The organism is Achromobacter aegrifaciens (assembly GCF_902859735.1).
Taxonomy (GTDB): domain Bacteria; phylum Pseudomonadota; class Gammaproteobacteria; order Burkholderiales; family Burkholderiaceae_B; genus Achromobacter; species Achromobacter aegrifaciens.
The window spans coordinates 1-11,427 of the sequence record NZ_CADIJY010000027.1 but is presented as its reverse complement, the minus strand read 5'-3'; the positions used below and the strand labels follow the sequence as shown (position 1 = coordinate 11,427).

At 67.4% G+C, this 11,427-nt stretch carries 10 protein-coding genes; 8 read left to right on the top strand and 2 right to left on the bottom strand.

Translation table 11 applies throughout. The annotated features are described in order from the left end of the window. Positions 1 to 457 precede the first annotated feature (457 nt). The 8 genes from HV766_RS30090 (at position 458) to HV766_RS30055 (ending at position 9,266) form a co-directional block, all read left to right on the top strand. Positions 458 to 2,809 (top strand): bifunctional salicylyl-CoA 5-hydroxylase/oxidoreductase, encoded by a 2,352-nt coding sequence (locus HV766_RS30090; RefSeq protein WP_054458914.1) that lies wholly within the window; start codon positions 458 to 460, stop codon positions 2,807 to 2,809. Further along, on the top strand, positions 2,806 to 3,597 hold the full coding sequence (locus tag HV766_RS30085; RefSeq protein ID WP_054458915.1) for an SDR family NAD(P)-dependent oxidoreductase: 792 nt from the start codon (positions 2,806 to 2,808) through the stop codon (positions 3,595 to 3,597). The genes HV766_RS30090 and HV766_RS30085 overlap by 4 nt, the downstream gene beginning before the upstream one ends. Before the next feature lie 41 nt (positions 3,598 to 3,638). Further along, a complete protein-coding gene (locus tag HV766_RS30080; RefSeq protein WP_042796271.1) occupies positions 3,639 to 4,496 on the top strand; it encodes an enoyl-CoA hydratase family protein in 858 nt (285 codons plus the stop codon). 2 nt (positions 4,497 to 4,498) lie between these two features. After that, positions 4,499 to 5,668: an acyl-CoA dehydrogenase family protein gene (locus HV766_RS30075; protein WP_054458917.1), complete on the top strand. Its 1,170-nt coding sequence runs from the start codon at positions 4,499 to 4,501 to the stop codon at positions 5,666 to 5,668. Between the two features lie 62 nt (positions 5,669 to 5,730). Next, the gene (locus HV766_RS30070; RefSeq protein ID WP_054458919.1) at positions 5,731 to 7,371 is read left to right on the top strand and encodes an AMP-binding protein; all 1,641 of its coding nucleotides are present in this window, start codon (positions 5,731 to 5,733) and stop codon (positions 7,369 to 7,371) included. A 20-nt stretch (positions 7,372 to 7,391) separates the two neighbouring features. Beyond that, on the top strand, positions 7,392 to 7,817 hold the full coding sequence (locus tag HV766_RS30065; protein WP_013391343.1) for an acyl-CoA thioesterase: 426 nt from the start codon (positions 7,392 to 7,394) through the stop codon (positions 7,815 to 7,817). A 42-nt stretch (positions 7,818 to 7,859) separates the two neighbouring features. Further along, positions 7,860 to 8,267 (top strand): RidA family protein, encoded by a 408-nt coding sequence (locus HV766_RS30060; protein ID WP_042796274.1) that lies wholly within the window; start codon positions 7,860 to 7,862, stop codon positions 8,265 to 8,267. Between the two features lie 117 nt (positions 8,268 to 8,384). Further along, positions 8,385 to 9,266 carry a LysR family transcriptional regulator gene (locus HV766_RS30055; protein ID WP_175160912.1) on the top strand — a complete coding sequence of 294 codons (882 nt, stop codon included), beginning with the start codon at positions 8,385 to 8,387 and terminating at the stop codon, positions 9,264 to 9,266. Between the two features lie 25 nt (positions 9,267 to 9,291). Here HV766_RS30055 and lpdA read toward each other — a convergent pair whose 3' ends face one another. Both lpdA and HV766_RS30045 read right to left on the bottom strand, forming a co-directional pair. Next, the gene (lpdA, locus tag HV766_RS30050; protein ID WP_175182370.1) at positions 9,292 to 10,689 is read right to left on the bottom strand and encodes a dihydrolipoyl dehydrogenase; all 1,398 of its coding nucleotides are present in this window, start codon (positions 10,687 to 10,689) and stop codon (positions 9,292 to 9,294) included. 8 nt (positions 10,690 to 10,697) lie between these two features. Beyond that, the coding region (locus HV766_RS30045; protein WP_175182369.1) for a 2-oxo acid dehydrogenase subunit E2 at positions 10,698 to 11,427 on the bottom strand (730 nt) is incomplete at its 5' end.

The following is an 11,427-nucleotide window of genomic DNA, read 5'->3' as shown; positions in this document are numbered from 1 at the left end:
TTGGGTAAGAGGGCGGCGCTTTTTAGCGCCGCTTTTTTTTTGGTGTCTGATGAGTGCTGGTTGGTGTTGACGTCGTGCGTGCGTGCGTGCGGGTGCGGGTGCCGGTGCCGGCGCCGACGGGCTGCTTGAGTCTTGGTTTGTGGCGCTGCTGCGTCCGTGGTCGGGGGCGGGGCTTGTGTTGCCCGTCATTGTCGGCCGCGCAGGCGGCCGACAATGACATACGTGATTGCTTTCATTGCTATTGTGTTCGCTGGCGCGAATGCGGTGGGGCGGGGTGGTGGTGGTGGGGCGGCAAGCGCGTCCCTATTTAGGTCCAAAGTATCTAGATACTTTCCCCATTTGCGCCTCGGGACCTTCAGGTATATATTTCAAGCCTAAACTATCCAGGTTTAAATATCTGCGGCCGCCAGCTCCAGGAATTCAGAGCGGATGTCGCTTACCACGGAGCGCTACGGCAATGAAAATAGTCTGCATCGGCGGGGGCCCCGCCGGCCTGTATTTCGGTCTGCTCATGAAGCTGCAAGACCCCGCCAACGAAGTCACCGTGATCGAGCGCAACCGCCCTTACGACACCTTCGGCTGGGGGGTGGTGTTCTCCGACGCCACCATGCAGAACCTGCGTGAAGCCGACCCCGTTTCCGCCCAGACCATCGGCGACGCCTTCAACCACTGGGACGACATCGACATCAACTTCAAGGGCCGCAGCATCCGCAGCGGCGGCCATGGCTTCATCGGCATCGGCCGCAAGAAGCTGCTGAACATCCTGCAGGCGCGCTGCGAGGACGTGGGCGTGAAGCTGGTGTTCGAACAGTTCATCCAGGACGACCAGGCCATCGCCCGCGAATACGACGCCGACCTGGTCATCGCCTCGGACGGCATCAACAGCCAGGTCCGTACCCGCTACGCCGACACTTTCCATCCGGACATCGACCAGCGCCGCTGCCGCTTCGTGTGGCTGGGCACCAAGAAGGTGTTCGATGCCTTCACCTTCGCCTTCGTCCAGACCGAGCACGGCTGGTTCCAGGCGCACGCCTACCGCTACGAAGACGGCATGTCCACGTTCATTGTGGAGACGCCCGAGGAAACCTGGCAGGCCGCCGGCATCGAGCAGATGAGCCAGGAAGAGGGCATCGCCTACTGCGAAAAGCTGTTCGCGCCCTGGCTGGATGGCAATCCGTTGATCAGCAACGCCACGCACCTGCGCGGCTCGGCCATCTGGATCCGCTTCCCGCGCGTCATCTGCAATACCTGGGTGCACTGGAACAAGCTCGACACCGCCCGCGGCGAGCGCCGCGTGCCGGTGGTGCTGATGGGCGACGCAGCCCACACCGCGCACTTCTCGATCGGCTCCGGCACCAAGCTGGCCCTGGAAGACGCGATCGAGCTGGCGCGCTGCCTGAGCGGCGCCGAAGGCAGCGTGGAAGCCGGCCTGAAGCACTACGAGGAAGTGCGCAGCGTCGAAGTGCTGAAGATCCAGAACGCCGCCCGCAACTCGACCGAATGGTTCGAGAACGTCGAGCGCTATGCCGACCTGGAGCCTGAGCAGTTCGCCTATTCGCTCCTGACCCGCTCGCAGCGGATTTCGCATGAAAACCTGCGCCTGCGCGACCCCGCCTGGCTGGAAGGCTTCGAGCGCTGGATCGCGGAACGCGCCGGCGCTGCCGCCGCGCCGGGCCAGCGGCCTGCGATCCCGATGCTGACGCCCTATCAGGCGCGCGGCGTGCGGCTGAAGAACCGCATCCTGGTGTCGCCGATGGCCATGTATTCGTGCACCGATGGCGTGCCGGGCGATTTCCACCTGGTGCACCTGGGCGCGCGCGCCATGGGCGGCGCGGGCCTCGTCATGGTCGAGATGACCTGCGTGTCGCCGGACGGCCGCATCACCCCGGGCTGCCCGGGCCTCTGGAACGACGAGCAGCGCGACGCGTTCGCCCGCATCGTCGGCTTCGTGCATGGCAACAGCGATGCCCGCATCGGCCTGCAGCTGGGCCACGCCGGCCGCAAGGGTTCCACGCAGCTGGGCTGGCAGAAGATCGATCATCCGCTGGCCGAAGGCAACTGGCCGCTCTTGTCGGCGTCGGCCCTGCCTTACATCGAAGGCGTGTCGCAGACGCCGCGCGCCATGACGCGCGCCGACATGGACGATGTGCGCGACAACTTCGTGGCCGCCGCCCGCCGCGCCGAGCAGGCTGGCTTCGACTGGCTGGAGCTGCACTGCGCGCACGGCTACCTGCTGTCCAGCTTCATCTCGCCGCTCACGAACCACCGCAGCGACGAATACGGCGGCAGCCTGGAGAACCGCCTGCGCTTCCCGCTGGAGGTGTTCCATGCCGTGCGCGCGGTATGGCCCGAGAACAAGCCCATGTCGGTGCGGATCTCCGCCAGCGACTGGGTGGAAGGCGGCATCACGGCCGATGACGCGGTGGAGATCGCGCGCCACTTCAAGGCAGCCGGCGCCGACATGATCGACTGCTCGTCCGGCCAGGTCAGCAAGGAAGAAAAGCCGGTCTACGGCCGCATGTTCCAGACCCCGTTCGCGGACCGCGTGCGCAACGAGGCCGGCATTCCGACGATCGCGGTGGGCGCCATCTTCGAGGCCGACCACGCCAACGGCATCATCGCCTCGGGTCGCGCCGACCTTTGCGCGCTGGCGCGTCCCCATTTGGCTGACGCCTCCTGGACGCTACGCGAAGCGGCGCGAGTGGGCTACCGTGATGTTTCGTGGCCGAGCCAGTACTTCGCAGGCAAGCGCCAACTGGAAACCAACTTCGAACGCGCCGCCGCCATGGCGCAACTGGATATCAAATGAACGCAACTCCGCTCCCGCTGGCCGGACGCCACGCCCTGGTGACGGGCGGCGCCCGCGGCATCGGGCTGGCCTGCGCCCGGGCGCTCTTGCAGCGCGGCGCGCGCGTCACGCTGCTGGGCCGCGATGGTGCGGCCCTGGACGCCGCGGCCGACAGCCTGGCCAGCCTGGGTCAGGTGCAGGCCGTCAGCGCCGACATCGCCAACGAAGCCTCGGTGCGGGCGGCCTTCGCCCAGGCCGAGGCCGAGTTCGGCCCCGTGCTGGTGCTGGTGAACAACGCCGGCCAGGCCGTCAGCCAGCGATTTGACCGTACCGACGCGGCGCTGTGGCAGTCCATGCTGGACGTCAACCTGACCGGGACCTTCCACTGCATCCAGGCCGCGTTACCCGGCATGCTGCAGGAAAAATGGGGCCGGGTAATCAACGTGGCCAGCACGGCCGGCCTGATCGGCTACGGCTATGTCAGCGCCTATTGCGCGGCCAAGCACGGCGTGATCGGCCTGACCCGCTCGCTGGCGCTGGAAACCGCGCAAAAGGGCGTCACGGTCAACGCCGTGTGCCCCGGCTACACCGAAACCGACATCGTGCGCGGCGCGGTGTCGAACATCGTCGAGAAGACCGGCATGACGCCGGACGCCGCGCGCGCCAAGCTGGCCGAGCGCAACCCCCAGGGCCGCCTGGTGCAGCCCGAGGAAGTGGCCGAGACGGTCGCCTGGCTGGCCCTGCCGGCCTCGGCCTCGGTCAATGGCCAGGCCATCGCCGTCGACGGCGGCGAAGTGATGACCGGCTGAAGCCGGCGCCCCATCCACCCCAATTCACGAACGGAGACACCATGAGCACCCAGCCCGAAGAGCACACCATGAAACACCACAAGCGTCCGTTTGCCGGCTACCAGGCCAAGACGTTCCTGTGGCAGGTGTCGGCCGACGGCAAGATCGGCACGGTGACGCTGAATCGCCCCGAGCGCAAGAACCCGCTGACGTTCGACTCCTACGCCGAGCTGCGCGATCTGTTCCGCGCGCTGGTGTACGCCACCGACATCAAGGTCGTGGTGGTGACGGGCGCGGGCGGCAACTTTTGCTCGGGCGGCGACGTGCACGAGATCATCGGTCCGCTGACCAAGATGAGCATGCCCGAGCTGCTGGACTTCACCCGCATGACGGGCGATCTGGTCAAGGCCATGCGCGCTTGCCCGCAGCCCATCGTGGCGGCGGTCGACGGCATCTGCGCTGGCGCGGGCGCGATGGTGGCGCTGGCCTCTGACATGCGCCTGGGCACGCCCGCCGCGCGCACCGCCTTCCTGTTCACGCGCGTCGGCCTGGCCGGCGCCGACATGGGCGCCTGCACCTTGTTGCCGCGCATGATCGGCCAGGGCCGCGCGTCCGAACTGCTCTACACGGGCCGCGCCATGACGGCGGAAGAAGGCGCCAGCTGGGGCTTTTTCAATGCCCTGCATGAGCCCGGCGCGCTGGCCGATGCCGCGCAGACGCTGGCCGCGCAGCTGGCCGCGGGCCCGACCTTCGCCCACGGCGTGACCAAGAAGCTGCTGCACCAGGAATGGAACATGGGCGTGGACGAGGCCATCGAGGCCGAAGCCGAGGCCCAGGCCATCTGCATGCAGACGCGCGACTTCCGCCGCGCCTACGAGGCCTTCGTGGCCAAGCAAAAACCGGTGTTCCAAGGGGACTGAGCATGCGCGACGCAAGCTGGCTGGATTGGCCTTTTTTCGACGATGCGCACCGCAAGCTGGCGCACGAGGTCGACGCCTGGTGCGAGGCGTCCCTGGGGGACGTGGATCACCATGACGCCGACGGCGCCTGCAAGAAGCTGGTGCGCGCCATGGGCGAGGCCGGCTGGCTGCGCTACGCGGTCGCGGGCGGCCCTGGCGGCGCCTGGGGCGGCGCGCTGCCGGAAGTGGATTCCCGCGCCGTGTGCATTCTGCGCGAAACCCTGGCGCGCCACGAAGGGCTGGCCGATTTCGCCTTCGCCATGCAGGGGCTGGGCAGCGGCGCGATTTCGCTGATGGGCTCGGACGAACTGCGCCAACGCTATCTGCCGCGCGTGGCCCGCGGCGAGGCCATCGCGGCCTTCGCGCTGTCGGAACCCGACGCCGGCTCCGACGTGGCCGCGCTGGCCTGCGAAGCCAGGCTGGAAGGCGACCACTACGTGCTGAATGGCGCCAAGACCTGGATTTCCAACGGCGGCATCGCGGATTTCTATTGCGTGTTCGCGCGCACTGGCGAAGCCCCCGGCGCGCGCGGCATCAGCGCCTTCGTGGTGGATGCCGACACGCCGGGCTTCGAGGTCAGCGAACGCATCGACCTGATCGCGCCGCACCCGCTGGCGACCATCACGTTCGACAACTGCCGCATTCCGGCGTCGCACCGGCTGGGCGACGCGGGCCAGGGCTTCAAGCTGGCCATGATGACGCTGGACATCTTCCGCGCCTCGGTGGCGGCTGCCGCGCTGGGTTTTGCGCGCCGCGCGCTGGACGAAGGACTGGCGCGTTCCAAGTCGCGCCGCATGTTCGGCCAGACGCTGTCGGACCTGCAACTGACGCAGGCCGCGCTGGGCGACATGGCGACCGCCATCGACGCGTCTGCGCTCCTGACCTACCGCGCGGCCTGGATGCGCGACGTGCTGAAGCAGCGCACCACGCGCGAAGCGGCCATGGCCAAGATGACGGCCACGGAATCGGCGCAGACCGTGATCGACCGCGCACTGCAGATGTTCGGCGGCGCGGGCGTGGTGTCGGGGATGCCGGTGGAGAAGCTTTACAGGGAAATAAGAGCGCTGCGGATCTACGAAGGCGCGACAGAAGTGCAGAAGTTGATCATTGCCCGTGAACTGCTGAAGGCGTAAGGCAGCCATCGAGCTCCGTCGTCCCGGCACAGCAACTACACCGCAATAGCAAGGGGAATTCCATGGAAGCATCCGCCCACATCGACACTTTCGCCCGGGACAATCTGCCCCCGGGCGAACAATGGCCAGAGTTCCTGCTCGACGGCCCCGACGTGGCCTATCCGAAACGCTTCAATTGCGCGGTCGAACTGGTGGACGCCATGGTCGAGCGCGGCCATGGCGAGCGCGTCGCGCTGCGCTGGAGCCAGGACGGCAAGCAGGCCACGATGACTTACCGCGAGCTGGCCGCGCTGACCAATCGCATCGCCCGGGTGCTGGCCGAAGACATGGGGCTGGTGCCGGGCAACCGCCTGCTGCTGCGCGGGCCGAACAATCCCATGATGGCCGCCTCGTGGCTGGCAGCGATCAAGGCCGGTCTGGTGACGGTGCCGACGATGCCGCTGTTGCGCGCCAAGGAACTCAAGCAGATCATCGACAAGGCGCAGATCCAGGCCGTGTTGTGCGATGCCCGCCTGAAGGACGAGGCGGAGTTCTGCACCCAGCCCAGCCATGAGCATCATTGCCCCGGCCTGACGAAGGTCATGTACTTCAACGACAAGGCGCCCGATGCGCTGGATGCGTTGGCGGCGGCCAAGCCGGACGATTTCAAGGCCTGCGATACGGCGGCGGACGACGTGTGCCTGATCGCCTTCACCAGCGGCACCACGGGCGCGCCCAAGGGCTGCATGCACTTCCACCGCGATGTGCTGGCGATGTGCGACCTGTTCCCCAAGCACGTCATCAAGCCGGGTCCGGACGACATCTTCTGCGGCACGCCGCCGCTGGCCTTCACCTTCGGCCTGGGCGGCCTGTTGTGCTTCCCGCTGCGCGTGGGCGCGAGCACGGTGCTGGCCGAGAAGCTGTCGCCGGAAAGCCTGCTGCAGCTGATCCAGGATTTCCGCGCCACCATCGTGTTCACGGCGCCCACGTTCTACCGCCAGATGGCGGCGCTGGTGGGCAAGTTCGACCTGTCGTCGCTGAAGAAGAGCGTGTCGGCGGGCGAGGCGCTGCCGGACGCGACGCGCCAGCTCTGGAAAAAGGCCAGCGGCATCGAGATGATAGACGGCATCGGCGGCACGGAAATGATCCACGTGTTCGTGTCGAGCCCGCCGGAGTCGGTCAAGGCCGGCGCCATCGGTCGGGTGGTGCCGGGCTATGTGGCGCAGATCGTCGATGACGACATGAATCCCGTGCCCAACGGCACGGTGGGCCGCCTGGCGATCAAGGGGCCGACCGGCTGCCGCTATCTGGCGGACGAACGCCAGCGGCGCTTCGTGCAGAACGGCTGGAACCTGCCGGGCGATACGTTCCTGCAGGATGACGACGGCTACTTCTTCTATCAGGCGCGCAACGACGACATGATTGTTTCGGCGGGCTACAACATTGCCGGCCCCGAGGTCGAGGACGCGTTGCTGCGCCACGAAGCCGTGGCGGAGTGCGGCGTGGTGGGCGCGGCGGACGACGAGCGCGGCCAGGTGGTCAAGGCTTTCGTGGTGCTCAAGCCGGGCTATGAGGCCGGCAGCGAGCTGGTCGCGGCGCTGCAGCAGTTCGTGAAGGCCAATATCGCGCCCTACAAGTATCCCCGTGCCATCGAGTTTGTCGATGCGCTGCCGCGCACCGAAACCGGCAAGCTGCAGCGCTTTGCGCTGCGCAAGATGGCCTGAACCGGCAACAAGGAAATTCCATGGCAGCCCCTTTCATCAGCCAGGTCGAAGTCCGCTTCCGTCATTGCGATCCGGCGGGCATTGTTTTCTATCCTCGCTATTTCGAGATGATCAACGACTTTGTCGAGGAGTGGTTCGACAAGGGCATGGGGTTGCCGTTTCATGCGCTGCACGTGGAGCGGCACATCGGCACGCCGATGGCGTCGGTGCAGTGCGATTTCAGCGCGCCCAGCCGCTGGCACGAGCGTTTGCGCCAGGTGCTGGAAGTACAGCGCATCGGCGGCGCGTCGTTCAAGGCGCTGGTGCGTTTCGAGGGGCCGGATGGCCAGTTGCGCTTGTCGGCGACGCTGACGATCGTGACGGTGGATTTGCGGACGATGAAGTCCATGCCGCTGCCTGCGGATCTGCGGGAACGCATGCAGGCTTATCTGGTTCCCGCGGCGTAAGCGGCGGGAATCGTTTGCTTTTCTTAAATATAGGATGACGTTATGAAGATTCTGCAACCGCCGGATTGGATGGCGCCCCGGGGCTATTCGAATGGCGTGCTCACCGAGATGCAGGTGGGCAGCAAGCTCGTATTTGTGGGCGGACAGGTGGGGTGGAATGGCCAGCAGCAGTTCGAGACCGACGATCTGGCGGAGCAGGTGCGCCAGACGCTGGCGAACATTGTTGCGATTCTGGCCGAAGGCGGCGCCAAGCCTGAGCATATCGTCCGGATGACGTGGTACGTGACGGACAAGAACGAGTACGTGGCGGCGTATCCGGCCATCGGCAAGCACTACCGCGAGTACATCGGCCGGCATTTCCCGGCGATGACGGCCGTGGAGGTCGCGGACCTGGTGGAGGACCGCGCCAAGGTGGAGATTGAGGTTACTGCCGTGGTGCCGGCGCAGTAACCGCCGGTTGCTCCTGAGCGCCGAGGGCCGGCTGTCGTCCGGCCTTCGGCGTTTTTTTGCAGGCTCTGCGTGCTGTGGGCTCTATACAATCGACCCATAAACCAAGGAGCCAGCCTCATGTCCCTGAACTCTGACGCGGTACGCCTGTTCCTGGGTGTGGTGGATGCCGGCTCCCTCAGCGCCGCCGCCGAGCTGCTGGGCCACACGGCGTCGGGCGTCAGCCGCGGCCTGTCGCGGCTCGAGGAAGACCTCGGTGTCATCCTGATCAACCGCACCACCCGGCGCATGGAGCTGACCGAGGAGGGCAAGCATTTCCTGCCCAAGGCCCGGCACATCGTCGCGTCGCTGGACGAAGCCGAGGACTGCATGCGCATGGTGCATCAGCGCCCGGCCGGCCGCTTGCGGGTGGACGCGTCGGTGCCCGTCATGCTGCATTGCGTGGTGCCGCTGGTGGCGGAGTTCCGGCGGGAATACCCGGCGATCGCGCTCGAACTCACCAGCAACGACCGCATCGTGGATCTCATGGAGCATCGCACCGACGTGGCGCTGCGCATGGGACCGCTGACGGATTCCACCCTGCATGCGCGCACGCTGCGGCCGTCGCCCCGCTGGGTGATGGCCAGCCCGGATTACGTGGCCCGGCGCGGCGCGCCGCAGACGGTGGAGGACCTGGCGACGCATGAAGTGCTGGGTTTCACCCAGCCTGAAAGCCTGAACGTCTGGCCCTTGCGCCACGCTGGCGGGTCCAGCTATCTGGCGGTGCCGACGCTGGCGACGTCCAGCGGCGAGACGCAGCGGCAACTGGCGGTGCGCGGCGTGGGCATCGCCTGCCTGTCCGATTTCGTGGTGCGCGAGGACGTCAAGGCCGGCCGGCTGGTGAAGCTGATGGAAGACGTGCACACGGACTATCTACAGCCCATGCACGCGGTGTATCACCGCAACACGCAGCTCTCGCGGCGCATCGCCTGTTTCCTGGATTTCTTCGCGGCGCGGATCTGAACCCGCGCCGCGTTTGGCATGACGCCTAGGCGTGCAAGGCGCGGCCAAAGGCCGACAGCACCGATTCGTGCAGCGTTTCCGACAAGGTCGGGTGTGCGAACACGGTGTGCATCAGGTCTTCCTCCGTGGCTTCCAGCGAGGCCGCCACGCCGTAGCCGGTAATCAGCTCGGACGCTTCCGGGTGGATGATGTGCGCGCCCAGCAGCTCGCCGCTCTTGGCGTCGAACACCGTCTTTACCAGCCCCTGGTCCTCGCCCATGGCGATCGCCTTGCCGTTGCCGGCGAAGGTGAACTTGCCCACGCGGATGTCGCCGCCGGTCTTGGCGGCGTGTTCGCGGGCGCGGGCTTCGCTCATGCCGATGCTGGCGACCTGCGGATACGAGTAGGTGCAGGCCGGGATGCGCAGCGGATCGATGGGATGCGCGGGCTTGCCGGCGATGGCCTCCACGCACAGCACGGCTTCATGGCTGGCCTTGTGGGCGAGCCACGGCGCGCCGGCCACGTCGCCGATGGCATAGACGCCGGGCTCGGCCGTGCGGCACAGGCCGTCGGTGACGATATGGGTCCTCTCCACCTTGACGCGGGTCTGCTCCAGGCCCAGGTTCTCGACGTTGCCGACGATGCCGGCGGCGACGATGACACGGTCCACTTCCAGCTCGCTGCGCTTGCCTTGCCGGTCCAGCGTCACCTTCACGCCGGTCGCGGTCAGCGACGATGAGGTCACGGCGCATTGCGTCAGCACGTGGATGCCCTGCTTCTCGAAAGCCTTGCGGGCCAGCGCCGAGATCTCGGCGTCTTCCTGCGGCAGGATTTCCGCGGTCATGTCGATCAGCGTGACCTCCGCGCCCACGGCGCGGTAGAAGCTGGCGAACTCCGCGCCGATGGCGCCTGCGCCCACCACCAGCAGCGACTTCGGAATCTCGGCCGGGACCAGCGCCTGGCGGTAGGCCCAGACGCGTTCGCCCAGGGGCAGCGCCGGCAACTCCCGGGCGCGCGCGCCCGTGGCCAGGATGATGTGCTTGGCCGACAGCATGCTGCCGTTGTCCAGCGCCAGGCGGCCGCCGCCCGCCAGCTTGGCGCTGGCGGCGAACACGGTCACGCCGTTCTTCTTCATCAGGTGCGCCACGCCCTGGCCCAGGCGGCCCGCCACCTTGCGTGAACGCGCCACCATGGCGGCCAGGTCCGGACGCGCTTCGCCCGCGCCCGCCACGCCATAGTGCGCCGCCTCGCGGCAGGCGCGCAGCACGGTGGCGCTGTGCAGCAGCGCCTTGGTGGGGATGCAGCCCCAGTTCAGGCAGATGCCGCCGAGTTCGGCGCGCTCCACCAGCGCGACCGACATGCCCAGCTGGGCGGCGCGGATGGCGGCGACATAGCCGCCGGGGCCGCCGCCCACCACGACGAGATCAAACGTAGTCTTGGTCATGGCGGGACTCACAGCAGGATGCGCACGGGGTTTTCGATCAGCGTGCGGAAGGCGGCCAGCCAGCGCGCGCCCACCGCGCCGTCCACCACGCGGTGGTCCGCGGACAGGGTCACGGTCATGACGGTGGCGGCGGCCAATTGGCCGTCGCTGTCCACCACCGGACGCTTCTCGGCCGCGCCCACCGCCAGGATGGCGGCCTGCGGCGGATTGATGATGGCGGCGAACTGGCTGATGCCGTACATGCCCAGGTTGCTGACGGTCAGCGAGCCGCCGGTGAATTCCTCGGGCTTGAGCCGGTTGATCTTGGCGCGGCCGGCCAGCTCGACGATTTCGCCGGCAATGGCGGACAAGGATTTCACGTCGGCATCGCGCACGATGGGCGTGACCAGGCCGCCGTCGGTGGCCACTGCCACCGAGATATCGGCGCCGGCATGGTATTCGACGGCGTCCTCGTGCCAGCTGGCATTGACCTCCGGCACTTCGCGCAGGGCCAGCGCAGCGGCGCGCACGATGAAGTCATTGACCGACAGCTTCACCGCGCCGCCCTGGTTGGCCTGGGCGCGCAGCGCCAACAGCGCGTCCATCCGGCAGTCCACCGTCAGGTAGAAGTGCGGCACGTTCTGCTTGCTTTCGGTGAGACGGCGGGCGATGGCGCGGCGCATGCCGGTATGCGGCACGCGGCGTGCGGCCGGGCGGCCGGCCAGCGGCACGGCTGCCGCGGCCGGGGCGCGGTCTCGC